21 protein-coding genes and 1 pseudogene are annotated in these 24868 nt (G+C 55.5%); 10 read left to right on the plus strand and 12 right to left on the minus strand.

Going from position 1 to position 24868, the window contains the following annotated elements:
• Positions 1-78 precede the first annotated feature (78 nt).
• From FYJ74_RS09455 to FYJ74_RS09475, 5 genes are all read right to left on the minus strand, one after another.
• A complete protein-coding gene (locus FYJ74_RS09455; RefSeq protein WP_154529331.1) occupies positions 79-516 on the minus strand; it encodes a tripartite tricarboxylate transporter TctB family protein in 438 nt (145 codons plus the stop codon).
• Positions 517-550: 34 nt separating this feature from the next.
• Entirely contained in the window at positions 551-1525 is a 975-nt protein-coding gene (locus FYJ74_RS09460) for a tripartite tricarboxylate transporter substrate binding protein (RefSeq protein ID WP_154529332.1), read from the minus strand.
• A 23-nt stretch (positions 1526-1548) separates the two neighbouring features.
• Positions 1549-2730, minus strand: a complete 1182-nt coding sequence (locus tag FYJ74_RS09465) for a MalY/PatB family protein (protein WP_154529333.1) — start codon at positions 2728-2730, stop codon at positions 1549-1551.
• 69 nt (positions 2731-2799) lie between these two features.
• On the minus strand, positions 2800-3786 hold the full coding sequence (locus FYJ74_RS09470) for a TAXI family TRAP transporter solute-binding subunit (protein ID WP_154529334.1): 987 nt from the start codon (positions 3784-3786) through the stop codon (positions 2800-2802).
• Between the two features lie 31 nt (positions 3787-3817).
• On the minus strand, positions 3818-4789 hold the full coding sequence (locus FYJ74_RS09475; RefSeq protein ID WP_154529335.1) for a TAXI family TRAP transporter solute-binding subunit: 972 nt from the start codon (positions 4787-4789) through the stop codon (positions 3818-3820).
• 237 nt (positions 4790-5026) lie between these two features.
• Here FYJ74_RS09475 and FYJ74_RS12020 point away from each other — a divergent pair.
• Positions 5027-5188: pseudogene (locus FYJ74_RS12020) on the plus strand (transposase); the annotation flags it as partial.
• Between the two features lie 871 nt (positions 5189-6059).
• Here the strand turns inward: FYJ74_RS12020 and FYJ74_RS09485 are convergent.
• From FYJ74_RS09485 to FYJ74_RS09500, 4 genes are all read right to left on the minus strand, one after another.
• The gene (locus FYJ74_RS09485) at positions 6060-7262 is read right to left on the minus strand and encodes a mandelate racemase/muconate lactonizing enzyme family protein (protein WP_154529337.1); all 1203 of its coding nucleotides are present in this window, start codon (positions 7260-7262) and stop codon (positions 6060-6062) included.
• Between the two features lie 31 nt (positions 7263-7293).
• Positions 7294-8817, minus strand: a complete 1524-nt coding sequence (locus tag FYJ74_RS09490) for a tripartite tricarboxylate transporter permease (protein WP_154529338.1) — start codon at positions 8815-8817, stop codon at positions 7294-7296.
• A gap of 13 nt (positions 8818-8830) precedes the next feature.
• Positions 8831-9268: a tripartite tricarboxylate transporter TctB family protein gene (locus FYJ74_RS09495; protein WP_154529339.1), complete on the minus strand. Its 438-nt coding sequence runs from the start codon at positions 9266-9268 to the stop codon at positions 8831-8833.
• Positions 9269-9357: 89 nt separating this feature from the next.
• Positions 9358-10341 carry a tripartite tricarboxylate transporter substrate binding protein gene (locus tag FYJ74_RS09500; RefSeq protein ID WP_195838881.1) on the minus strand — a complete coding sequence of 328 codons (984 nt, stop codon included), beginning with the start codon at positions 10339-10341 and terminating at the stop codon, positions 9358-9360.
• A gap of 146 nt (positions 10342-10487) precedes the next feature.
• Between FYJ74_RS09500 and FYJ74_RS09505 the strand changes: the two genes are divergently transcribed.
• From FYJ74_RS09505 to FYJ74_RS09530, 6 genes are all read left to right on the plus strand, one after another.
• Positions 10488-11465 carry a LysR family transcriptional regulator gene (locus FYJ74_RS09505; protein ID WP_154529341.1) on the plus strand — a complete coding sequence of 326 codons (978 nt, stop codon included), beginning with the start codon at positions 10488-10490 and terminating at the stop codon, positions 11463-11465.
• Between the two features lie 244 nt (positions 11466-11709).
• On the plus strand, positions 11710-12654 hold the full coding sequence (locus FYJ74_RS09510; protein WP_120372693.1) for a tripartite tricarboxylate transporter substrate binding protein: 945 nt from the start codon (positions 11710-11712) through the stop codon (positions 12652-12654).
• A 27-nt stretch (positions 12655-12681) separates the two neighbouring features.
• A complete protein-coding gene (locus FYJ74_RS09515) occupies positions 12682-13185 on the plus strand; it encodes a tripartite tricarboxylate transporter TctB family protein (protein ID WP_154529342.1) in 504 nt (167 codons plus the stop codon).
• Positions 13186-13201: 16 nt separating this feature from the next.
• Positions 13202-14668 carry a tripartite tricarboxylate transporter permease gene (locus tag FYJ74_RS09520; protein WP_229769446.1) on the plus strand — a complete coding sequence of 489 codons (1467 nt, stop codon included), beginning with the start codon at positions 13202-13204 and terminating at the stop codon, positions 14666-14668.
• Positions 14669-14868: 200 nt separating this feature from the next.
• A complete protein-coding gene (gene trkA / locus FYJ74_RS09525) occupies positions 14869-16239 on the plus strand; it encodes a Trk system potassium transporter TrkA (RefSeq protein WP_120372696.1) in 1371 nt (456 codons plus the stop codon).
• On the plus strand, positions 16236-17702 hold the full coding sequence (locus FYJ74_RS09530) for a TrkH family potassium uptake protein (protein WP_154529344.1): 1467 nt from the start codon (positions 16236-16238) through the stop codon (positions 17700-17702). The genes trkA and FYJ74_RS09530 overlap by 4 nt, the downstream gene beginning before the upstream one ends.
• Positions 17703-18056: 354 nt before the next feature.
• Here the strand turns inward: FYJ74_RS09530 and FYJ74_RS09535 are convergent, their stop codons facing one another.
• Complete coding sequence (locus FYJ74_RS09535) at positions 18057-18944, minus strand: YitT family protein (protein WP_154529345.1); 888 nt, start codon at positions 18942-18944, stop codon at positions 18057-18059.
• A gap of 213 nt (positions 18945-19157) precedes the next feature.
• Here FYJ74_RS09535 and FYJ74_RS09540 point away from each other — a divergent pair, with 213 nt between their 5' ends.
• Complete coding sequence (locus FYJ74_RS09540) at positions 19158-19760, plus strand: lactate utilization protein (protein WP_154529346.1); 603 nt, start codon at positions 19158-19160, stop codon at positions 19758-19760.
• A 210-nt stretch (positions 19761-19970) separates the two neighbouring features.
• On the opposite strand, the gene FYJ74_RS09545 is transcribed toward FYJ74_RS09540, so the two are convergent.
• A complete protein-coding gene (locus FYJ74_RS09545) occupies positions 19971-20342 on the minus strand; it encodes a RidA family protein (RefSeq protein WP_154529347.1) in 372 nt (123 codons plus the stop codon).
• A 172-nt stretch (positions 20343-20514) separates the two neighbouring features.
• Between FYJ74_RS09545 and FYJ74_RS09550 the strand changes: the two genes are divergently transcribed.
• Positions 20515-21363: an endonuclease/exonuclease/phosphatase family protein gene (locus FYJ74_RS09550; RefSeq protein ID WP_154529348.1), complete on the plus strand. Its 849-nt coding sequence runs from the start codon at positions 20515-20517 to the stop codon at positions 21361-21363.
• A gap of 3 nt (positions 21364-21366) precedes the next feature.
• Positions 21367-23346: a DUF2207 domain-containing protein gene (locus FYJ74_RS09555; RefSeq protein WP_154529349.1), complete on the plus strand. Its 1980-nt coding sequence runs from the start codon at positions 21367-21369 to the stop codon at positions 23344-23346.
• Between the two features lie 337 nt (positions 23347-23683).
• Here FYJ74_RS09555 and FYJ74_RS09560 read toward each other — a convergent pair whose 3' ends face one another.
• The gene (locus tag FYJ74_RS09560; protein WP_154529350.1) at positions 23684-24868 is read right to left on the minus strand and encodes a thiolase family protein; all 1185 of its coding nucleotides are present in this window, start codon (positions 24866-24868) and stop codon (positions 23684-23686) included.

A 24868-nucleotide genomic window follows, 5' to 3' on the forward strand; every position in this document is an offset into this window, starting at 1 on the left:
TTTCTCCCTTACAGTTCAAACCGCGCTGAGATGCGCGTTAAGAGAAGGTTTCGGGCGCAAGGCCCGAAACCTCTTTTGTTAAAATTCAAAGAAAAGCATTGGCAGCGGAACGTTCAAAAGCACCTTGAACACGAAGAAGACCACTGCAGTAATGCTCACGGCCGAGATGAGGACAACGCCCCATCTTCTGTAGCCCAGCGTCACCATCGTGTAAATCGCGAGCACTGTCGTATCGATCACATAGCCTATTTTTTTAAGCATGAACACATAAAGCGACATGACCGCGACGGCTTCGATAACCTTCCACACGTTGCTGTTTTTGAATTTATTCACATGCTCAGATTTCGTAAGATCGAAATAAAGCTGAAACAGCGCAACACTTAACTGAAAGCCGCCCACCATCAAAGGGAACGTTCCTTCTTCAGAACCCATCTGATAAGCAGTAACTACGATCCAAATGCTGAAGATCACAAAAAAAACAGGCATTATGAGGTTGATTGCTTTTTCCTTGCTCAAAAAAAATTCCCCCTCTGACAGTCAGCTTTCGGTTTTACTGTTTCTTGGTCAGCACGGGCTTTAAAGCTTTGATCCCGTCGGCCGTAAAGTCGATATAAGCCTGATACTCAGCGGGGCTCTGAACGCCGGAAACCATTCCCGCTTTATCCATCATATCAACGTACTCCTGCGAAGAAGCGACTTTACGGAACTCTTCAACAAGATACTGATAAATGTCATCAGGAACGTCTTTTCTGCACGCGATGCCTCTGTTAGCGCCGTCGATCCAGCCCTTATAGCCCTGCTCAAGGAATGTGGGGACATCGGAAATCGACTTTTCGCGCTCAGCGGCCATAACGCCGATTCCGCGAACCTTGCCGCTGCGGATGGCGCTGGCAGCTTCGGAAACCGTCATATACGACACGTCGCAATGGCCGCCCATGAGCTGAGCCATCTGCATGGCCGCGCTGTTGCTGTGAATATAGGCGAACTTAAGATTCATCAGGCGAGCCATATTCAGTGCGCGAACGTGATGCCCCGAAGAATGGCCGGGCGTGGCGACTTTAATGGTTTGGGTCTTCGCGGCCTCAAGAAGCTCATTCAGGTTGTGATAGGGCGAATCCACGGGGACGGCAAGGAGCTCGGCGTCAGGATTGCAGCCGATGATCGGCTTAAAATCCTCATACGAATACTTCACGTTTTTCAGCAGAGAATTGTTAATACAGGAACTCGTATACAACATTACGGTGTAACCGTCAGGCTCGGCCGTTTTAGCCACATAGGTTTGGCCAATAACGCCGCCGCCGCCCCCCATGTTCTCAACGATCAGCGAACGCCCGTCAAAATACTTTTTACCGGCGGCCGTCGAAAGAATGCGGGCCATGGTGTCGGTTCCGCCGCCGGCCGAGAACGGAACAACGATTCTGATGTCCTTTTGGGGGAACCCAGAGGACGTGGCAGCCACGGCGGCTGTCGCGACAAGGGCGCCAAGAAGCATTCCGAACAACGGTTTCACAGCAAACTTTTTCATAACAAAAGCCTCCCTATAAAATGTTAACGGAACAGTTTTTGATACTCAACGTAAACCTGGTCCAGCCCTTTTTCAAGAGTAATGCGAGGGCAGCCAAAGTTCAGGCGCACAAATTTTTTGCCCTCGGGTCCGAATGAATCGCCGCGGTTAATGGCAACCTTGCAGCGGTTAATGAAGAAATCCGCCAGCGCATCGCCCTCCATGCCCGTTTCAGAGCAATCAAGCCAGGCAAGATACGTTGCCTCGGGATGTACCATTCTGATTTTGGGCATTTTTTCTTTTAAGAATTCCTCAATGTACAACACGTTGCCTTCGAGGTAAGCCAAGAGCTGTTCGAGGTAATCATCGCACTCGGTGTAAGCCGCAATGTACGCCGGAAGGGCAAAAATGTTCTGCTGGATCGCGCGGTTTCTCTTAAACTGCTTTTCCAGCTTAGCGCGAATTTCAGGATTGGGAACGACGATCCCCGAGCCTCTTAATCCGGCGGTGTTAAAGGTTTTTGACGGCGCATAGCATGTAACCGTCATTTCCTCATAGCGCTTATCGAGAGAAGCCAGAGGTGTATGCTTATGCCCGAACAGGATAAGGTCAGAATGAATTTCGTCGCTGACAAGGATAATGTGATGTTTGAGGCAAATTTCAGCGACTTTTTTCAGTTCTTCGACGGTCCACACGCGCCCTGCTGGATTATGAGGGTTGCAGAAGAACATGAGTTTTGCCTTGGGGCTTGACGCGCGGCGCTCCAGATCGTCAAAATTAATCTCATAGCGGCCGTTCTTATACAGGAGCCCGTTATCGCTGATGACGCGGCCCGTATCGCGCACGGCGTTTGCAAACTGCGGATACACCGGCTGCTGAATGACGATTTCATCGCCCGGCTCGGAATAAATCTGCGCCATCGTATTCATCACGGGCACAACGCCGGTGGCAAACATAAGCCATTCGGGCTGAATCTCCCAGCCGTGGCGCCTTTTAACCCAGTCTACGGTAACTTTCTGGAACTCGGGAACTACGAACGTGTAGCCATAAATGGGATGCTGAGCGCGCTTCGCGACCGCGTCGACAACAGGCTGCGGAGTCTGAAAATCCGTATCCGCCACCCACATGGGCAGCGCGTCCGGATTTCCCACGCGGGGGCCGACGTTATCCCATTTGGAACTCTGCGTTCCCCTGCGCTCGATCACTTTGTCAAAATCATATTTCATGTGCAGAAATCCGCTCCTCTTGATTTTTTTACAGAAAAACTGTCCCTTCTTAAAAGAACGGGAAGCTCTTTAAATATAGCCTTTTTCTCTAAAATAACGCTCTGTTCCGGGGTGAAGCGGCGCAATCTGCGTGTCAATCGTATTACGCGCCGTAGCGCCTTTTACGCCGGCGAAAATCGTCGTCCATTCGTTATAATTCTCATCCAACGTTTTTGCGATTTCATAAGCAACTTCTTCCGGGAAATCTTCGGTAACGAGCAGTGCATACGGGCTGCCGATGCTGTGATAATCTTCCGTCTGGCCAATATAAGTTCCTGCAGGACGAACGGCAGGCGAAAGGTATGAATGAGTTTTCAGGAAAAGTTCTTTTTGTTCCTGACTGAATTCAATAAAGCGAGCGCCGCCGCGCATGGCAAAAATTTCCGTCACAGCGACGTGCGGATCGCACGCGCAAATCCAAAGGGAGTCAATATTGCCTGTTTTTAAAGCATCCATGCTCTCGGAAGGGGTCAAATATTGGAGATTGTAATATCCGTTATCGCGCCCCATCGCTTTAAGCAGATCGGCAACCAAAAGCTGACCTGAATTGCCTTTATTGCAGATAGAGACTTTTTTGCCTTTCAGGTCCTCAATCGTTTTATAGGGCGATCCGGCAGCGACGATAACGCTTAATGTGCTGTTGGGAGAACCATATAATGTACGCAGTTGAGGGCAAGGCTTGATTTTTCCTGAGCCATGATAGTACTTATCAATGTATGCCGCTGATGCAACGCCAACCGGCAATTCTCCGGCTGCAACGCGAACCAGATTTTCGCCGCCGCCCGTAGTAATCTGCGGCGTCACGTTGATATTGGGATTTTTATCGCTGATCAATTTTGCGGCTGACGACACGTACATGTACGTCCATCCGCCGGTAGTTGTCGCCCCCATCATGATTTCGGCAACGCCATTAACCACGGGAATATTCTTCGATCCTTTAAATTCCATTGCGTTCGCCGAAGAAGCGGCGATAGACGCGATGCCTAAGACTGCGACCATTTCCTTGAAGAATTTCATTTTTCTCCCCCCTTATTCTTTCAATAATGCCTTACTTCAGCAAACCCTTCTCTTTAGCATATTTCACAACGCCGGAGTGAAGCGGTGCATAGGCATTCTTAACAGTCGCTTCAAGAGTGGAACCTTTTACGTTAGCAGCGATATTAACCCATTCGTCATAGTTCTCATCAAGGACTTTCGCGATCTGATAAGCAAGATCCTCGGGAAAATCTTTGTTAACGACAAGCACATACGGGCTGCCCACGCTGTGAAGATCTTTTGTCTGACCTTTGTACGTTCCGGCAGGGCGAACTGCGGGCTTCAGATACGGAATCTCCTTTAAAAGGGTATCAATGACTTCGGGTTCAAAATCAAGGAAACGGGCTCCGCCGGGCATGTTGAAAACTTCAGTCATAGCGGTATGAGGATCGGAAGTATTTGTGAAGAATCCGTCAATATTATGCGTTCTCATCGCGTCAAGGCTCTCGTTCATCGTCAGGAACTGGAGCTTATAATAATTGCCGTCCTTTCCCAAGGCTTTCAAGAACGCAGAGATAGAATCATACGCCGAACCACCTTTGTTTCCGATAGAAACCTTCTTGCCTTTAAGATCATTGATTGACTGATACGGAGAATCTTTATGCACAATCGCGCTGAAAATCGTCGACTTTGAGACCCAGATAGTTCTTAAGTTTTTATGAGCTTTAATTTTAGTTCCTGAAATGCCATCATAGAAAGATTGGATAATATTGCTTCCAACAACGCCCATTGGCATTTCTCCGGCAACAATGCGGATAATGTTCTCGTTTCCACCCGTAGTAATTTGTGCGGTTATATTTACAGAAGGAACATATTTGTTAATGATCTGCGCTGCGGCGGCTCCCCAGATATACGTGAATCCGCCGGTCGTCGCGGTTCCCATCATGAGTTCCCGTTTTTCCGCCGCTCCTGCATTTCCTCCAAAAGAGAACACCGAAGCAGCCATCAGGCACGCAGCAAACAGACACTTTCTCATTTTCTTCATCGTTTTCTCCTCCTGTTATTCTGTTATTAAATAAGCAACGCAATTTTCCCATACTTAATTTTTAGCGTTAAAATACAGTTTTTAGGTTTGATTGTCCAATACTAAAAAGATAATATAGAAGATAGAGAAAAACTATCTTCGATTAGGCCTTGTTAAAAAACGTCAAAGTTGCCCCAATCGATCCAATCATTTAAACTTTCCCCATGGAAACGATAAAGATATGAACTAACCTCCAGCGAGTGGAATCGAATCAAGAGAATGTTGCCGCCAGAACACCCGAAATCAGGTCAACGCGGACGCACGGCAAAATACGATAACCGTAGGATAAGCAGTGGAATTCTGTGGCTTACCGGAAGTGGAGCTCTATGGAGAGAACTTCCGGAGCGTTACGGCAAATGACAGGTAGTCTCCGCACATTTCAGGCTGTGGAAACAGCGGGGAATATTCGAGGCAATCTTTGCTGCGTTAAGTGCCAATGCCGATATGGAAAATCTCTCTATCGACTCGACGTCCTGCAAAGTACATCAAAGTGCCAACGACAAGGGGGAAACCCTCGGAAGGGGAAAGAAGGGGCTCAAGCGATCAGCATGTTCAGGGGCGGCAGGAATACGAAAATTCACGCAACAGGAGATGGTTGAGGCAATCCGCGCTAACACTCCTGCCCAGTCCAGGCAATGACCATGATTCCCGTCATGCCGTGTCCTTGCTCGGGCAAACGGAAATCAGAGTGAACAACATCATAACATCGTCGGCGATAAAGCTTACGGTTCGCAAGCCATCAGAGAGTACATTACTTCTCGGGAAGGGCTTGTTTGTAAGGAACGACACCTGGTCGAATGTTTCTTTCAGAAACTCAAATGGTTCTGTAGAATTTTCACCTGTTATGACGAACGTGACGCTTCGTTCTTCGCCTTTGTTCTTGTTGCTGCCAGTGTTATTTTATTGAAGCAGTATAAGTTAAAATATTTTTTAACAACTGCCCTAGCTCGGCTAAACAAATCTTTGTTGCTCTTTATACTATTTCTCAATTAAAATGCCGAACACAGAGGCGCTGCGAGGGAGATTCACAAAGTGAGCTGCGCAGACTACGCAGCAGTCGAGTATGTCCGAGCGACTAAACTTCCTCGCAGCGCCTTGCAAATCATGTTAGTGCTTTTTATCAAGAAATAGCATTACATAAAAAATTATGTCGCTTGTTATGCTTAGCATAACAAGCGACGCGTTTTTATCCAAATATTTTGAATCAAAGAAGATGGGGGTCTTTTGAGTTTTACAAGCCTCTCCAGAACTCGTCAACGCAATCATGCATTAGGGCGGTATCAATCGCGTGCTGTGAAAGTTCCTGACCGATTCCGGGAATATTAGGAATTCCATAGCGACCGTTCTTCGGTTGATAATCATATTCACACAGAACGGTCAGCGCCGGCTGTGTACTGCGAAAATGATGTTCGTGAATGCAGAAATTTGGGATCGCTGCTTCAAGTTGAAGCGCCGCCGCTGTAGAAATGGGAGAACCTGCGCAGTGGGCCTGAACCGTTGCGTCAAAAACCGCCGCCATATCGCAGATCTTCTTTCCTTCCGTTAAGCCGCCGCAGTTGCAGATATCAGGCTGAATAAGCTGAACAGCATCCTGCTTAAAGAAATTGTAAAATCCCCATGTGCCAAAAATACGCTCACCTGATGCAATCGGTGTATGGATTTTATTACGGATTACCTTGTGCATATCAGGATTCAGCGGAATTGCGGGTTCTTCATAAGCCATCACTTTGTATTTATCGCAAAGCTCTCCGAGCATAACGCCGCTGATCGCATCGGTGCGGCAATGATTCTCAACAATAATATCAAAGTCATAGCCAAGTTCCTTACGAATGGCACCCATGCGCTCGTCAATCATGTTAATAAACGGACGCGTAAGGATTCCCTCTGCAACCGTCGTCGGAAGGCGTTTCGCGTCGCGGTCAAACTGCGTAAAGTCAATTTTTACGCAATCGTACCCCTGAGACAGAGCGTATTCGACAATTTTTACATAATCTTCTGTTTTGCCCCAAGGTCCGATTTTATCGTACCAGCCAAACTGGAGCTGCGAGGCATAGCAGCGTACGTCATCGCGGCATTTTCCGCCTAGGAGCTGGTAGACAGGCACGCCCAGAGCTTTTCCTTTAATATCCCAAAGAGCGATATCAAGAGCGCTGATTCCCGCAAAAACAACCGGGCCGCCGCCCATTCCCCAGAAAGAACTCTTGAACAAACGGTGCCAGATTTGCTCCGTATTCATCGGATCCATTCCGATGATCAGCCTTGCAAGATCTTTAACCATTCCATAAGCTGCAGGAGCCCCCGTTCCTAAGGCAATGCCGGCTTCTCCATCGCCATAAAGCCCCTCATCGGTATGAACGCGGGTAATGATGGGACGGCGACTGGCTCTCTGAACTGTGGCATCGAGCATATAGACGTCAACTTTTGTGATCTTCATAAAAACACTTCCTTGGAAATTTCTTCAGAAACTACGCCTTTTCTCTTCTTTTGCGCAAGGCGCGGCAAATCGGCATGAGAAGGAATATAACGGTCAGGATAAGCAGAACGTCGCAAATGGGACGACTAAAGATCAGCATGATATTTGAGCGGAACATGACCATTGTCCCTATGTAATAACTTTCTACCATGCTTCCAAGAACAACTGAAAGAATGAGCGGGCCAAACGGAATTTCATACTTCTTCAGAATAAATCCGATTATCCCGAAAACAATGGCAATCATGATGAACTGATAATTGTTCCCGGTCGTAAAGGCTCCGGTAACGCATAAAATCAGAATTAATCCGTTCAGAACTTCACGTTTTAATGACAAGACATACGTTGCGCAGTAATTGACGAAAAGGTGCATAACGGGAATCAATAGAATACTCGCGAGCAGGAACGCGGCGATTAAGGTGTATGCAACGCTTGCGCTGTGAACAAAGAAATTTGGGCCGGTGCGAAGCCCCTGAATAAGCAAGGCCCCCAAGAAAAGCGCCGAGGCCGCGTTTCCCGGAACGCCAAGCGCCAGCAGAGGAATCATCGACGAACCGACGACTGAATTATTGGCGCACTCAACCGCCGCGATCCCTTCAGGAACGCCCGTTCCAAACTTCAAATCAGGACGATAGCGTTTTACCTGATCATAAGCCATAAAAATAGCAACGGTCATGCCTGCTCCAGGGATAGCACCAACGATATTGCCGACCACGGTTGATTGCATCCAGATGGGAAGAAAACTGCAAATCATTTTTTTATCAGGATAGGCCATACGAACGCGCTTTGCGGTTTCTTTTAAAATAAAAGCGGCATTTCCCGCTCTTTGCAAAGGCTTCATATTCGCGATAACGCCCAAAAGGGCGCTGATTCCAAACAAACCAATCAGCATCGGAACCAGAGGAACGCCTTCCAGCAGAACATTGAAACCAAACGTAAAACGTTTGATGCCGCCCTGAGGGCTAATTCCTATAATGCTGATCAACAGTCCGAGCAAAATTGCCATAATATTTTTTGATATGCGCCCTGTGCTCATGCCGATAACAGAGGCAAAACCCATTAGACACAGCGCAAAATACTCAGGCGAAGCAAACTTTAGCGCTTGTTCGGCAATAAACGGAGCTCCAAAGCATAAGACCACCGCCGCGATAACGCCGCCGACAGCGGAACTGACCGCCGTAATGCCAAGCGCTAAACCTCCCTCGCCGCGCTGCTGCATTTTATAGCCGTCGAAAGCTGTTACAACGGCCGCGCCCGTTCCTGGAATTTCCAGAAGGATAGCGGAAATGCTGCCTCCACACGTAGAACCCGTATAGATTCCCGCAAGAAGACACAGAGCAGCGCCGGGATCCATCCCGTAGGTAATGGGGATCAACACTGCCATAGTAATGGAACTGTTCAGACCGGGCAGAGCACCTACTAACACGCCAAGGGCCGTGCCGCTGACCAAAAGGAAAATATCAAACGGAGCGGTAAAAATATTGCCAATGCCGGAAAAAAGATTTAACAGAGCATCCATAAATACGGCCCCCTTAAACACCCAATAAAGTCGGCAGCGGAACTTTCAGCAAAATCTTAAAAATAACAAACGTGACTCCAACAAGAGAGGCAGGCCACAAAATAGCGCCTATCCAGCTTTTATAACCAAGCCCTCTTATGATGCAAAACCCCAACAAAAAGGTTGACGCCACGTAGCCGATCCTTGGGAAAAGAAAGACATATGCGACCATTGCTGCAATCGATAGGAGGATACCCTTCCAATTAATCTCGGAAAAAACAATCGGCTTTCCTTTTCCCACTAGCTCCTCTATGATCATCCAAACTGACACGATAAAAACTAAACACCCCAGAAGCATGGGGAAATATTTATCGTTTCCACGGTATGCATGCCCTTCAATAAAAATATACACCGAGAAAAAAGCTAGAAATAGAGGCAATAAGATATTTGAAAGTTTTTCTTTTTTTTTCATGGATGGTTTGCTCCTCCTTAAAAAGGTGTCTCTCAATCGAATTGACGACTTTTGAGACACCTTCCTAAAAGTACAGCCTTTATCTTTGACTATTTCTCAACTTCTTTTGAGAGCTTCTCCGTCATTGACTTCACCGTGTTATATGTGTCGTCCATGTACTTCTTATATTCTCCGGGCGTCTGATACGCCGGGATTGCATTAATCTGGTACATTTGCCGAACAAAGAAGTCCGTTTCGATAACTTTTTTGAATTCGTCAACAAGATACTGATAAATCTCAGGATCAACGCCTTCACGGATGCAAATGCCGCGATTTGCGCCGTCTACTAGATTGACGCCCTGCTCAACGAACGTCGGAATTTCGGGGCAGTCCGCCATTCTTTCTTTGGTCGCAATCGCCAGAATCTTTACCTTTCCGTCTTTATAAGCGTTTTTCGTTGCTCCCCAAGTGTTCATACTGAAGTCAGCATGATTTCCAACAACTTGAAGAAGTTGTTCCGACGCGCTGTTAAAATGGATATACTGAAAGTTAAATCCATTATCTTCGGCAATATTCATCATTCTCAGATGGTGCCCCGTCGTATGTCCCGGAGTAACGCCAACAACATATTCAGCTTTTTTGCAATAGTCATAAAAATCTTTCAGAGTATTACAAAGGGAATTGGCTGGCACATAAAGGACTTCAGGGTCAGGATTATATCCGGCGATTGGAAGGAAGCTGTCATATTTATAGCTCGTATTATTGAAAAGCGCGTTGTTGATGAGCGAAGAAGTATACAGCATCAGCGTATATCCGTCGGGTTTTGCCCTGTATCCGGCGGTCTGACCGATAACGGCCCCGCCTCCGCCAATGTTTTCCACGTACATATTTACGCCTTTAAAAAATTTTCCGTGATTCGCGGCAGCGACAAGCGCTCTCATAGAAAGATCCGCGTTCCCCCCCGCATTAAAGGGGACGATCACTCGAATATCCCTCTTGGGATAATCAAGATCTTTTGCAAGAGAACTCTCGTTCATTCCCAGGCTGCTGAAGGTTACGGCGGTCAGCGCGCAAGCAAGCAAAATTTTTTTCATCATAATCCCTCCTAAAAAATATAGATACCATCAACTAACTAAAATAACGTTGATGTTTAGAATATATCGATCTATACTACTATAAGTCAAATATGGCCTTTCTATAAAAAAAATAAGTTTTTCCTATAAATTGGAGACAGCAAAGAATGATCAATTTAAGCGTTAAAGATGCGGAATATATTCTGACAATTGTTAAAGAAGGTAATCTAAGTACAGCAGCGCAAAAATTGTGTATTAGTCAGCCGTCATTAACCCAACTGATCCAACGCTTAAAAGGACAGACAGGATCAAATTTGTTTTATCGAAATGGGCACAATTTTGTGCCGACAAAAGAAGGCGAGCTGCTTGCTGGGGCCTGCCAAAAAATTTACATGCTCAGCCGCGATTTAGAAAAACAGCTCGACAATATTTCAAAGAAACGAAAAGGAACCGTAATTGTAGGAGCCCCTTTCAATATCGGAGCATATCTTTTTCCACGCCTGTTTAAAATCTATCAGGAGAAAAAAGCTTCCGCCAAATTTCAGCCTTATGAAGCCCGCTCGCCGCAATTAGAAGAATCTCTTTTAAAAAATGAAATTGACTTGGCGGTCATGTCGAAAAAGCAGAAGGTATTAAATCCTCAACTGGAACGTATCCTTCTTATGCAGGAGCGACTTCTTTTATCGGTTCCGCAGGGGCATCCCTTGAACAGGGCCGCAAAGAGAATTCGCGGTAAGAGACATCCTTTTATTGACATCAGGCTTACCGATGGCGCCGACTACATTCTGAGCGCACCAGGACAGCGGCTTTACGATGTCTGCAATGAGATCTTTAAAAAAGCGAATATAACGCCTCACCCGGTGCTTGTATCGCGCAGTTTTGAGGTGAAAGAACGTATGTCGGCGGCAGGGCTGGGAGTGACAATTTTCCCGGAGCATTATGTTGAGTTTTATCAATCAAAACTTGATGCCAATTATTATTATCTTCTTCCTCCATATAATTTTTTATGGGATATTTCTCTTTATTACCGCAAAGACGATCTACGGCTTTCGGCCATAGCGGAGTGCATTCATATTCTGAAAAGATTATTTCAGGAAGAACCCATCGCAGTTCCTCCCGAAAAAGAAGACTTCACGCTGTTATAAAATTCCCGTAGCTTATGAGAGGTTTTTAGAGGCACCCTAAAGAGTGGCGGCGCTTCATCCGATGCAGAAACGCCGCCGCTTTTCCGCCTCGAAGGCGGGATCGTTTTTCGATTCCCCAATTTCGATTCCCCAAAGAAATTCTTTTTTCCGTCAACTTTCCTTTGAAAAAAAACTCTCTGAATTGTACAATGGAGAAACGATCTGTTTCACCAACATCATATCCAAAGAACGGAGTGATCGTTTTATGAAGAAACTGTTTGCTGTTCTCGCTTTCGTCGCTGTGGCGGGCTGTGCCGGCGCGGCCGCGGCCGCTTATCCCGAAAAACCGGTGCACGTGATTGTCCCCTCAGAGGCGGGCGGCGGCACCGACACGATGGCCCGTCTGCTGGCCAAGTTCGGCGAGAAGTATCTGGGCGCGCCCATGGTGATCGACAACCTGCCTGGCGCCGGCGGACAGATCGGATTCCAGGCCATCGCCAACGCCAAGAAGGACGGCTACACGTTCGGCTGTCTCTACACGCCGCACCTGACGGCCCACGTCTCCGCCAAGCGCGCGCAGTACACGCTGGCAAGCTTCGACTATGTCGGCAACCTCGTCACCGATCCGGGCGCGATCGTCGTCCCCGGCAACAGTCCGATCATGGATCTGAAAGGGCTGGCCGAATTCGTCAAGAACAACGAAAACTGCACGGCGTCCACCTCCGGTCCCGGCGGCGACGACGATTTCGCCCGCCTGGCCGCGGAGGCCGATCTCGGCATCAAGCTGCGTCCCGTGCCTTCCAAGGGATCGTCCGCAGCCAAGGCCAACGTCATGGGCGGACACGTCACGGTTGGTTTCATGAACGTTTCCCAAGTCGAGGCGCAGGTCCGTTCCGGCGAGATGCGCTGCCTGGCCGTGATGGCTGGCAAGCGCAGCGACATGATGCCCGACGTGCCCTGCACGGCCGAGCTCGGCTATCCCAAGATGGTCTCCGACTCTTCGCGTGGCTTCGCGGCTCCCGCCGGTATGGACGCCGAGGCGCTCGCCAAGATCCGCGAGATGTTCACCAAGACGATCGCCGATCCCGAGTTCCAGGCAGCCGCCAAGGGCGTGCTGCTGATCAACGAGATGAACGGCGACGAGTACAAGGCGTACCTCGAAGCGCTGCAGGCGGCAACCGACAAAGCCTACGAAGTCGCGCCCTGGTAAATTTTCGCCGCAGACGTTCACATTCCGATGAACAAAAAAACGGTCAGCATTCTTTCCGGCGCCGCGGGGATCGTCCTCGCCGGCGCCATCTATTCCGAAGTTCTCAAATTTCCGGCCTACGCCGTGCATGCTTCGCAGTACGTCAAATTCCTGCTGGCGGTGATGGCGATCCTCTGCGCTCTGCTGATCGCCGCGTCACTGCGCGGCGTGGATCCCGGCAAACCGCAGTGGGTGAAGGCTCCCGGGGCGTTTACCGCCACGGTGGCGCTGACGCTCGTTTATGTGTTGTCGCTCAAATACGTCGGATTTTATGCGGCCAGCGCCGTTTACATGCTCGTCCTCGCGCTCCTGCTGGGGCTGCGCCGGCCGCTGCTGCTGATCGTCAGCACGGCCGCGCTGCTGGCGCTGGTGTACGGGGTGTTCGTGCGCTTCCTCGGCGTGCCGGTGCCGCTGGGGATCTTCGAAGAATTCACGTTTGCCGACGTGCCCGGCTCGCTCGCCAAGGCCAAAGCGGCCCTGGCGCTTCTGTAAAGGAGGCGGAATGATGATGGAAATGATCACTGAGGCGGCGTTGAGCCTGTTCGCTCCCGCGCCGCTGATTGCCATCGTCGCGGGCACGCTGGGCGGCGTCATCATCGGCGCCATTCCCGGCCTGACGGCGACAATGGCCGTGGCGCTGCTGATCCCCGTCACGTTCGGCATGAATCCCGTCGTCGGTCTGGCGCTGATGGGCGGCGTCTATTCCGGCGGCATGTTCGGCGGCGCGATCTCGTCGATTTTGCTGTCCACGCCCGGCACCCCAGCCGCCGCGGCGACGGCGCTCGACGGCTATCCGATGACCCGCAAGGGCAAAGGCGGCGTGGCGATCACGATCGCCACGGTAGCCAGCTTCTGGGGCGGCATCATCTCCACGTTCGCGCTGCTGCTGGTGGCTCCGGTGCTGGCCAAGTTCTCGCTGCGCTTCGGCCCGCCGGAGAATTTTCTGCTCGCCGTCATGGGGCTGACCAGCATCGTCACCCTGACCAGCGGCAATCTGATCAAGGGGCTGATCTCGGGCGTGATCGGTCTGCTGCTGGCCGCCGTCGGCATGGACCCGATGGACGCCTATCCGCGCTTCGCCGGCAGCGTGCCGGAGCTGTTCGACGGCATCAAGGACATCCCCGCGCTGATCGGCCTGTTCTCGGTCAGCCAGCTGCTCGATCTGACCGGCGAGGCCAGCATCGTGCAGGAACTGGCGGCCGACGTCTCGACGCTGAAGGACAACAAGATGCCCAAGGGACTTTATCCCACAATCTGTCGCGGCGGCGTCATCGGCACGATCGTCGGCATGCTGCCCGGCGCGGGCGCGACGATCTCGGCCTTCATCTCCTACAACACGGCCAAGTCGCTCGACAGGGAACCGGAGACGTTCGGTCACGGCAACCCGAAGGGCGTGGCCGCGTCGGAGAGCGCCAACAACGGCTGCGTCGGCGGCTCGCTGGTGCCGATGCTGACGCTGGGCATTCCCGGCAACTCGGTGGCGGCCTGCCTGATGGGCGGCCTGACGATCAACAACCTGATCCCCGGGCCGGAGCTGTTCACCAAATACGGCACGATCACCTACGGCTTCATCCTCTCGCTGTTCCTCGCCAATATCGTCTTTCTGTTCCTCGGCATCTATCTGGCGCCGTTTTTCGCGCGCATCTCCACGGCTCCCAACTCGCTGCTGGTGCCGGCGATCGCCGTGCTCTCGGTGGTGGGCAGCTTCGCGATGCGCAACATGATGTTCGACGTCTGGACGATGCTGGCTTTCGGCGTCGGCGGCTACTTCCTGCACCGTATGGGGTTCGATCTCGGCGCGGTGGTGCTGGGGCTGATCCTCGGGCGCATCACGGAAGAGGGCTTCGGCGGCGCGCTGGCGATCTCCAACGGCTCGCCGGCGATCTTCTTCACGCGCCCGCTCTGCCTCGTGCTGTGGGCGTTGATCGCCCTGCTTCTGCTGCCGGCGCTGCGCAAGAAAAAGAAGACGGCGTAGCCTTCCGTTCCGCCCCCAAAATCATTCCGCCGCGGCGGAATGATTTTGGGGGCGGAATTTTTTTTGGAACCGCGACGCCGGAGTCATCGCCGCAACCGCGCTATGCTATAATTTAAATCGATGTGTTTTTGCAGACGAAATCAAACGAAAAGAACGCCGCAAAGCGGTTTTTTTCCGCTGCGGCGCAGGAGCGTGAGATCATGAAAATAGTGGTCGTGGGCGCGGGCAACGTGGGCTGCACGGTGGCACGCACTCTATCCGCCGAGGGACGGGACGTGGTGATCATCGAACGCGACGCCGAGACCGCCGCCCGCCTCGAAGAGGAACAGGACGTCAGCGTCGTCCGCGGCAACGGCGCGCGTCCCGCCGTGCTGGAAAAGGCCGGCGTCGTCAAAGGCGGCAATGTGGATGTGCTGATCGCCTGCACCGATCGCGACGAGACGAATCTGATGGCCTGCTGGCTGAGCAAACGCGCCGGCGTGCGGCAGGTGCTGGCCCGCGTCAGGGATCTGGAATTCACCGACACGCCCGACTGGGCCGAGGACCTCGGCATCGACGTGCTGGCCTCGCCGGAGCGTTCGCTGTCGCGCGAGATCGCTTCGCTGCTGCGCTTCAACGCCGCCGTCCATTCGTCGGAGCTGTTCAACGGCCGCGCCGGCAGCTTCGCGTTCCGCGTCGAGGCCGATTCGCCGATCTGCGGCATGAGCCTGCGCGAGCTGGGCGTCAAGTATCCGGGACTGGGAGCCATCATCGTCTACGTGGAACGCGGCGACGACGGCTTTGTGCCCTCCGGCGACTGGACGGCGCGCGAGGGCGACCTGTGCTTCGCCGTCACGCTGCACGAGCGCGTCCCGGCGCTGATGCGGCTGTTCGACGTCGAACATCACAAACGGCTGTCGCGCGTCATCATCGTCGGCGGCGGCAAACTGGGCGCCAATCTGGCGCACCGGCTCAGCTCCAACGTGCCGCGCGTGGAGACGACGCTGGTCGAAAAAGATCTGGAAAAATGCGCGCGGCTGGCCCGCGAGTTCCCCGACGTGAAGGTCATCAACGGCGACGGCATGGACAAGGATCTGATGCTCCAGCTCGGCGTGGACAAAGCCAACGGGGTCGTGGCCGCCACGTCCAACGACGAGATGAACGTGATCATCGCCGCGCTGGCCAACGTGCAGGAAGACGTGAAGACGATCGCCGTCGTGCGCAAGGACGTGTACGAAGATCTGGAGGGCAAGCTGCCCGTGGACGTGCTCGTCAATCCCAACAAGACGCTGGCGTCCACGTTCCTGCGCTACATCCGCTATCCCAATTCGGCCGGCATGCTCTCGCTGATCGACCGCATCGGCGCGGAGATGCTCGAGTTCCTGCTGCGTCCCGGCAATCCCGCCGTCGGCAAGCGCATCATGGATCTGAATCTGCGCAAGGGGATCCTGATCGCCATCATCAAGCGCGGCGGCAAGTACCTCGTCCCCGGCGGCGCGGAAACGCTGCTGGAAGGCGACGTGATCTCCGTCTTCGCCATGGCCGAGATGATGCCCGAGGCGATGCGTTTCTTCAAGGTCGATCAGGCATGAACTTCCGCGTCGTTCTCTTCGTGCTCTCGCTGATCGGTTCGATCGTCTCCGGCAGCATGTTCCTGCCCGCCGCCTGGGCGTGGTTCGACGGCACGCCCGACGCCGCCGTACTGCTGCGCTGCGCGCTCTTCTCGCTGGCCGCCTGCGTCGCGCTCGCGCTGGTCACGCGCCCTTCGCGCAAAAGCGCTCCCGGCCACAGCGACATCGGCGTGCGCGAGGCGTTCGCCATCGTCTCCTTCTCGTGGGTCGTGGCCTCCGCCATCGGCGCGCTGCCTTACGCGCTCTACGGCACGACGGCGAACTTCACCGACGCGTTCTTCGAGGCCATGTCGGGCTTCACCACCACGGGAGCGTCCATCCTTTCCAACATCGAAGAAAATCCCCGCGGCATCCTGCTCTGGCGCGCGCTCACGCATTGGCTCGGCGGCATGGGCATCATCGTCCTCAGCCTCACCATTCTGCCTTTCATCGGCGGAGGCGGCATGCAGCTTTTCAAGGCCGAGTCGCCGGGGCCGCTGCCGGAAAAACTCACGCCCCGCCTGCAGCAGACCGCCGCGATCCTGTGGGAGATCTACATCTTCCTCACCGCGCTGGAAGTCGTCGCGCTGATGCTGTGCGGCGCCTCGTTCTACGAGGGCGTCACCCACGCCTTCGCTACCGTCGCCACCGGCGGGTTCTCCATCTACAACGACAGCATCGCCCACTTCCGCAGTCCCGCCGTCGAGTGGGTCGTCGCTGCGTTCACGTTTCTGGCCGGCGTCAACTTTTCGCTGCACTATCTGTTCCTGCGCGGCAGCTTCGGCGCGTATTTCAAAGACGACGAGTTCCGCTGGTACGTCCGCATCATCCTGATCGTCGCCGCGGCCGTCGCCTGCTCGGCGCTGTGGAGCAGGCCGGACATGCCGTTCGGTCAGGCGCTGCGCCATGCCGCCTTTCAGACGGTGACGCTGATGACCACGACCGGATTCATGGTCACCGACACGCTGCAGTGGCCGTATTTCGCCCAGATGGCGCTGCTGGCGATCATGCTCGTCGGCGGCTGCGCCGGCTCCACTTCGGGCGGCGTCAAGGTGGTGCGCTTCATGATCGCCGCGCGCCACGCCAAAAACGACATGATCCGCACGCTCCAGCCTCACCGCGTGCTCTGTGTGCGCGTCAACGGCAAGCCGCAGGAAAGCCGTCTGATCAGTTCGGTGCTCTCGTTCTTCGTCTGCTACATCGTCATCCTCATCGCCGTCAGCCTGTTTTTGGCGGCGCTGGGCATCGACCTGCTCTCGTCCTTTTCGGGCGCTCTGGCCTGCGTCAGCAACGTCGGCCCCGGGCTGGGCGCCTTCGGCCCCGCCAGCAACTACGCCTCCGTCCCCGCCGCCGGCAAATGGGCTCTGGCTTTCGCCATGCTCGTCGGCCGCCTGGAGCTCACCACCGTGCTGCTGCTGTTCGTCCCCGACACGTGGAGGAGGTAAGGCGCGGCCGGCAAGATTCTGATCGATTTTGCAGCGCGAAGGTGCTGCAAAACGGTCAGGGGTTGCAATCCCGAAGGAACGACAAAGCCGGATAAGACACGGGCTGAAACTCCCGCGGCTTATCCGGCTTTTTTTGATTGGGGATGTCTGAACGATGAAAATAATACTATTTCTCGATAAAAAGCATTAACAGAGTTTGCTGGGCGCTGCGGGGAAGATTCGCAAGGCGAACTGCGCAGACTGCGCAGCAATCAAGATGGTTCTGAGCGACTGAACTTCCTCGCAGCGCCCTTGTGTTCGGCCTTTTATACTGAGAATAGCATAAATCGGAATTTTACGCGCAGAGCTTTTGCTCTAGGACGCTTCCCACTTCTTGAAACCTTCGCCGACGACTTCGGAGACGTCGCTGAGGATCAGGAACGCGCCCGGGTCGATGGAGCGCACGAAGCGCTTCAGTTCCACGGCCTGACGGCGCGTGAGGATGACCATGATCATTTCCATGGGGGCGCGGCGATACGCTCCTTTGGCGGCCACGAGCGTGGCTGTGCGCTCCAGCGAGTCCATGATGAAACGGGTGATCTCGCCGGTCTTGGCGCTGATGACCATGACCTGCGTGCGGCGGTCGAACGATTTGATCACCCAGTCGATGACGACGGATTCCACGTAGAGGCTGAAAGCTCCCATGAGGACGCGCTCGAAATCGACGGCCACGAAGGACAGCACGAGGATGCCGACGTTGACGAAGAACGACGCCGAGCCGACGTCCACGCCCCAGCGTTTTTTCGCCACGGCCGCCGCCACGTCCATGCCGCCGGACGAAGCGCCTTCGCGAAAGAGGATGCCCATGCCGAGGCCGCCGACGACGCCGCCGAACAGCGCGGCCAGGATCGTGTTGCTGATCAGCGGATAACGGAACATCTCGAACAGCGGCAGCGCCAGGGTGGTAAGCAGGGTGTTGTACAGCGTCCAGAGCGCGAAGCGCGGCGACAGGGCTTTCCAACCCCAGGCAAGCAGCAGCGCGTTGCCGCCGGTGAGCACCCAGACGGGCGAAATCCCCCAGAGGTAGTTGGTGATCAGGCCGACGCCGGTCACGCCGGTGCTGGCGAACTGGTAGGGTTCGATCAGCGCGGCGATGCAGAGGCAGATGAGCAGCGTGCCGACGGTGACGTTCAAAAACGTCGCCAGTTCCCGCCGGCAGGCCGCCCGAAGCGCCAGTCCGCCGATTTTCAACCGTTTATCCATGGACATGCCCCCTTGCAGAGCGAATTCAATTTTAACAAGCCAACTGGAATATGATAACATAAAAACCACGCGTCGAGAATTTTTTTTAACCGCGTCCGACGCGCCGGTTCATTTTCCGCAAAAGAATGCAAAAACGGCTTGCCCTGCGGCCGAATCCTTTTATAATGGAAGCATCGTCGGCGCTGCCGCAAAAAAATTTTCGGAGGTGAGCCCATGCCCTGTGAAAAATTCATCGCCAATTTACGCCGCAACCGTTTTCAGGCCGTCTATTTCGCCGCCGCCGCAGCGGCCGCCGACTATCTGGCTTCCCGCGTGCGCGGCAAAACGGTGGGCTTCGGCGACTCGCACACGCTGCTGGAGATGGGGCTGGTCGAACGCCTGCGCGAGCGCAACGTCGTTTACGATCCCACGCCGCTTTCCGGCGCGGAGTTCAAGGCCGCGGCGGACCGGGCCATGACGGCGGACGTCTTCATGCTGTCGGTCAACGCCGCCGCGGAAACGGGTGAACTGGTCAACATCGACAGTTCAGGCAACCGCGTCGCCGGCTCACTGTGGGGGCACGAAAAAGTCTATTTCGTCTTCAGCGCCAACAAGATCGAGCCGACGCTGGAGGCGGCGATTTTCCGCGCCCGCAACACGGCGGCGGTGATCAACGCCTCGCGCTTCGGCTTCAAGACGCCGTGCGCCGCCAGAGGAGACAGATGTTACGACTGCTCGTCGCCCGACCGCATCTGCAACACGCTGGTCGTGTACATGAAAAAGGAGAAGTCGATGGACATGGAGGCGGTGATCGTCGGCGAAAAATTGGGGTACTGAATTCGAGACAAGACCCGCCGCGGAGAAGCAGCGAAGCGGAGAAAACCCAAAGAATACGATCCGATGAAAGACAAAAGCGCGGGGAGAGATGAACGGACCGTCACCGTTCACTTCTCCCCGCGCTTTCGTTTTTGGAACCGACGTTCAACGTTACGATCCTGCTTCGCCTCGCCGTTTCTCCGCAGGAGCTGCCGTTCAAAAGCGTAATGACTACTTGACGGCCACGACCTCGATCTCGACCTTGCCGTCCTTGGGCAGCTTGGCGATCTGCACGGCGCTGCGGGCGGGGAACGGCTCCTTGAAGTACTGGGCGTAGATGCCGTTCATGACGGCGAAGTCGTTCATGTCCTTGAGGAAGACGGTGGTCTTGACGACCTTGTCCATCGAGCTGCCGGCAGCTTCGAGCACAGCCTTGACGTTCTCGAGCGACTGCATGGTCTGTTCCTCGATCGTCTCGGGCAGTTTGCCGTCGGGCGTCAGGCCGAGCTGGCCGGAGGTATAGACCATGGAATCGGTGGCGATGCCCTGCGAATAGGGGCCGATGGCGCCGGGAGCCTTTGTCGTTGCAACTGCGCTTTTCATTGTGATGTTGCCTCCTTGGAATGATCGATATGAACTTCACGGGAAAACCCCGGGATCTTTTTTGATTATACCCATCTGCGCGCGTTAAGGCAAATTCCAAACGGACGCTTTCGCGGACGCCGTCTGTGCTAGAATAGATTTTAAGATTTTTTTGCCTTAAGGAGGAATCACCGTGAACAAAACGTTCCGCCGCGCCCTGGCCGCCGCGTTCGCCATGCTTCTGAGCGCCGCTTCGGCTTTTGCCATGACGATCGGCACGTTCAACATCGAATTCTTCACCATGAGCGGTTCCAGCGAAGACCGTTCCCAGCCCTACACGCCCGCGGACATGCGCGAGCTGGCGGATTCGATCCGCCGCAGCGGCGCCGACGTGCTGGCGCTGCAGGAGATCGAGGGCAACGCCACGATGCGCTTTTTCACCGCCACGGCGCTGCCGGGCTGGAAATATTTCGGCAACGACACCGACGGCACGCAGGACCTGTTTTTCCTCTGGAACCCGTCCAAGGTCACGCTGGTCGGGACTCCGCAGCTGTATTACGCCAATCGGACGGGACGCTTCGAGGGGCGCAAGTTCAAGCTCTTCGACCGCCCGCCGCTGGTGGCCCGCTTCAAGGACAACGCCTCGGGCAATATTTACACGCTGGCAAACGTCCATCTCAAGAGCATGACCACGATCGGCAAGAGCGACGCCGAGTACGCGGCGCGTTACAACCTGGCCAAGCGCGCCGCGCAGACGAAAAAGCTCGACGAGCTGGCGCAGCGTCTGGAGAAGCCGGCGTTCATCCTCGGCGACTACAACAGTCCCGACCCGCAAAAGGAAGTGAACTTCCCGCTGCTGGGTCTGCGATACGGCTACAGCTTCGACAACTGGAACAACAATCTCGACTACATCGGCTATGTCGGCATCGGCCGCGACAAGCTAGGTGAGGTGAAGGAGACGGAGACGCGCATCCGCCACCGCTCCACGAGGCGCAAGGACCATCCCGACCACGATATCGTCGCCGTCGAGATCCGGGATTAGGTCATGAACGCCCGCCGTTTTCCCTTCGCGTGGTTTCTCTCGCTGCTTGGCGCGCTTTGCCTCGGCGGCGCGGTGCAGGCGGCAGGAAGCGCGCCGCGGCGCGAGCGCATCCTCCGCTTCGACGTCGGCGCCACGGTCAACGAAGACGCTTCGCTGACCGTGCGCGAAGACCTCGAGTTCGTCGCCATGGGAATCAAGATCAGCCGCGGCATCGTTCGCGGCATCCCCGTCCGCTATCGCGACGAGAACGGCCGTCCCGTCGCCGTGGGGCTGAAGGTGCTGTCCACCTCCGTCGATGGGATCGAACTGCCGTGGAAAGAGTCGAACGAAGGGCGCGGCCGTTTTATCCGCATCGGCGATCCCGCTCGGACGCTTTCACCCGGCGTCCACCGTCTGTCGCTGACCTACCGCACCACCAAGCAGCTGGGGTTTTTCGCCGACCACGACGAGCTGTACTGGAACGTGACCGGCAACGACTGGGATCTCCCCATTCAAAGCGTCTCGTTCCGCCTCGCCCTGCCGGGCAAGGCCGCGGGCGATGGATTCAACCGCGTCGCATGGTACGCGGGACACTACGGCAGCACGTCGAGCGACGGCGCGCGCCTCGACGATTCCCGCGCCGTTCTCACGACGCGCCCTCTGCAGCCCGGCGAAGGACTGACCGTCGTGTATTCGTGGCCGAAAGGCGTCGTCGCGGCGCCGCAGCCTTCCTTCGGCGAGCGCTTCGAGGATTTCGTCTCCGCCCACGGCGACGCCATCGCCAGAGGGCTGATGTGGGCCGGCGCGGCGCTGGCCGCATCCTGCCTCACTTGGGGCGCGCTGCGCGCCCGCGGCGAGCACAGCGGCGAAATCACCGTGATCCCGCTCTTTCACGCGCCCAGGGGCATGACGCCCTCGCTGGCGCGGCGCCTCACGCGCGGGACCGACGACTTTGCCAGCCTCAGCGCCGAGCTGATCGCCCTAGCGGTAAACGGCGCGCTGAAAATCAGCGGCGACCGGCGCGGCGGCTACCGCCTCGAAAAGGCCGGCGGCGCGCCGTCCGACGGATTGCCCGCCGCGCTGATGGGCGCGCTCTTCCCTTCTTCCTCCCAGGAAGCGCTGAACGTGACCAACGCCCATCGCAAACGTTTCGAAAAGTCGCTCGAACTGATCAAAGGCGACGCCCAAAAACGCGCCGAAGGCAACTTTCTTGACCGGCGTGCGCCGCTGCGCCGCGCTTATTCAGCTTTGCTGGCCGGCGCGGCGGCAACGGGGGCGTTGTTCCTGCTGACCGAGGCCGTCTCCGCCGAGTGGGGAGCCGTCAGCCTGCTCCTGGGCGCGCTGGCGCTCCTGTCGCTGCGGTATGCGCGGCGAGAGCCCACGCTCGCGCCGCGAAGCTTCGCGCGCTCGCTGCGGAACGGCTTCAGCCTGAAGGGCTTCTTTGCGGCGCAGGCAGGCGTCTTCGTTGCGGCATTGCTGGCGACGGCCGCGGCGCACAGCAGCGACCGTCCCCTGGTCTTCGCGGGCGCGGTGCTGGCGCTGCTGGGACTGCCGCTGGGTAAAAAGCTGATCTTCTGGACGGACAAAGGACGGAAACAGTTCGAGCAGGCGCTGGGACTGAAAATGTTCATCACCGCCGCGGAAAAAGACCGCCTGGAGATGCTGAACGCCCCCGACGATACGCCGCAGCTCTTCGAGGAACTGCTCCCCTACGCCGTCGCCATGAACTGCGCCGCAACGTGGGCCAACCGCTTCGAAAAAGTCCTCGCCGCGGCCGCCTGGCAGCCGGTGTGGAACGACAGCCCCGCCTGGCGCTCGAGCACCGCGCACGCCCTTTGGAGAAGCGACGGCATCGCCCACGGGCTGAGCGACTTCTCCAAAGGCTTCTCTTCCAGCCTCGGCGCCGCCGCGCGCGCCCCCGGTTCGTCTTCGGGGAGCAGAGGCGGCTCCGGCGGCGGATTTTCCGGAGGCGGCGGGGGTGGAGGCGGCGGACGCGGGTGGTAGCTCAGATCGGACAAAAAACGCGAAAGCACCGCTCTCATCTGCGCTAAGTCCCTCAGATGAACAGCCTGGCGAAAATAGACCCATACTATTTCTCAATTAAAAGACTGAACACAAGGGCGCTGCGAGGAAGATTCACAAAGCGAACTGCGCAGCAGTCGAGGTAGTTCTGAGCGACTGAACTTCCTTGCCGCTCCCTGCAAACTATGCCAATGCTTTTTACCAAGAAAGAGTACCAGCTGCGATACACCGCTCCGCCGCCGTCAGCCCGTACAGAATTCAAGAGCACCTCTCACCGAGTTTGAGAAGTGCTCTTGAAAATGATCATGCTGCCGATCGATTAGATTCTGCGCACCACCATGGCCACGCCCTGGCCGCCGCCGATGCAGGCGGAAGCGATGCCGAGCTCCTTGCCCTGCTGCCCGAGCGCGTTGATCAGCGTAGTCGCGATCTTGGCGCCGGTCGCGCCGATGGGATGCCCAAGGGCGATCGCGCCGCCGTGGACGTTCAGCTTTTCCATGTCGAACGGCATTTCGCGGTGACAGGCGATGACCTGGGCTGCAAACGCTTCGTTGATCTCGATCAGATCCATGTCGCTCAGTTTCAGTCCGGCTTTGGACAGCGCCTTGGGCATGGCGACAACGGGGCCAAGCGGGAAACGCTCGGCGTCAAGCGCCGCGACGCTGTAGCCAAGGATCTCGGCCAGCGGTTCGAGGCCGCGTTCTTTCGCCCATTCGCGGTCGGCTACGATGACGATCGCGCCGTTGTCGCACAGGGCCGAACTGCTGCCGGCGGTGATCGTGCCGCCGTCCTTTTTGTAGATGGGAGGGAGTTTGGCGAGTTTCTCCAGCGAGGTATCGGCGCGGAAGATCTCGTCGGTGTCGCAGACGATCTCGCCCATCTTTTTGTCCTTGACGGCGACGGGAACGATCTCGTCCTTGAAAAGTCCGGCTGCCGCAGCGGCGGCGGCCTTTTGATGAGAAGCGAGCGCGAATTCGTCCTGTTCCCGGCGCGAGATTTTGTACTCGGCGGCGATCTCTTCGCACAGTTCCCCCATCAGGTGCTGAGCGACGGGGCAGAAGAAGCCGTCTTTGTGCAGAGCGTCGAGAACTTTCTGTTCGCCCATGCGATAGCCCCAGCGCGCCTTGGGCAGAAGATAGGGGACGTTCGAGGCGCTCTCCATGCCGCCGGCGACGATGACTTTGGCGTCCCCGAGGCGGATGCGGTCGGCCGCCAGCATGATGGTGCGCAGGCCGGAGCCGCAACGGATGTTCACGGTGAACGCGGGAACGGAGCTGGAGATGCCGGCGCCGTACATGGCGATACGGGCGGGGTTGGCGCCGACGCCGGCCTGCCAGCCGGTGCCGAGGATCACTTCGTCAATGTCCTCGCCTCTGACGCCGGCACGCTGAACTGCCGCTTTGAGTGCGATGGCACCCAATTCTGGGCCGCTCATCTTGGAAAGCGCGCCGCCGAACTTTCCCCCGGCCGTACGCGCTGCGCTGATAATAACGGGGTTGCTCAT

This window comes from Pyramidobacter porci (assembly GCF_009695745.1).
GTDB classification, from domain to species: domain Bacteria; phylum Synergistota; class Synergistia; order Synergistales; family Dethiosulfovibrionaceae; genus Pyramidobacter; species Pyramidobacter porci.